Raw genomic sequence first — 764 nt, forward strand, 5'->3', positions numbered from 1 at the left:
GCAGGCGAGCTTGAGGAACGCCTCGTGGATGTCGTCGCGGATCTCCCAGCGGATGCGCAGGCGGCCGAACCAGTGCAGCAGCGCAATCGTCTGCTCGACGACCCACCGCTTGGTGCCCAGGCCGGAGCCGTGCTCGGTGCCACGACGGGCGATCACGGGCTTGATGCCCTTCGCCCAGACCCGGCGGCGGTAGCAGCCATGGTCATAGCCGCGGTCCGCGTAGAGCTCCCGCGGTCGCTGGCGCGGTCGCCCCCGCTTGCCGCGAATCGGTGGGACCGCCTCCAGAAGCGGCATGAGCTGGGTGATGTCGTTGCGGTTGCCGCCGGTCAAGGTGACGGCGAGCGGGATGCCGGTGGCATCGCAGATCAGGTGGTGTTCGGAGCCCGGCCGGCCCCGGTCGACCGGGCTCCGGCCGGTTTTGGGCCACCCTTGAGCGCCCGGACGTGGGAGCTGTCGATCACCGCCCTCGACATGTCCAGACGATCGGCGGCCCGCAGCTCGGCCGGCAGCACCTCATGCAGGCGCTGCCGGACCCCGGCGGTGTTCCAGTCCCGCAGCCTGCGCCAGCAGGTCATGCCTGAGCCGAAGCCCAGCTCCGCTGGCAGCCACTCCCATCGGATGCCCGTGCAGAGAACGAAGAGGATGCCGCACAGCACCTTGCGGTCATCCAGCGCCTTCCTGCCCGGGTGCCGATGCCGGCGCTGCCGGACGGGCAGCAAGGGATCGATCCGCACCCACAAGTCATCGTCGACCAGCCACGGTTG

1 protein-coding gene is annotated in these 764 nt (G+C 70.3%); it reads right to left on the bottom strand.

Features of this window, described 5'->3' with window-relative positions:
* Window positions 1-755, bottom strand: a protein-coding gene (locus ABD363_RS32450) for an IS5 family transposase (RefSeq protein WP_344610043.1) whose coding sequence is annotated in 2 segments (ribosomal slippage) — window positions 1-422 and window positions 422-755 — 756 coding nt annotated over the 2 segments. Because the reading frame shifts where the segments join, the coding sequence is not laid out codon by codon here. This gene is flagged as partial in the annotation.
* Window positions 756-764 lie beyond the last annotated feature (9 nt).

It is taken from the genome of Streptomyces glaucus, assembly GCF_039533365.1.
Lineage (GTDB): Bacteria > Actinomycetota > Actinomycetes > Streptomycetales > Streptomycetaceae > Streptomyces > Streptomyces glaucus.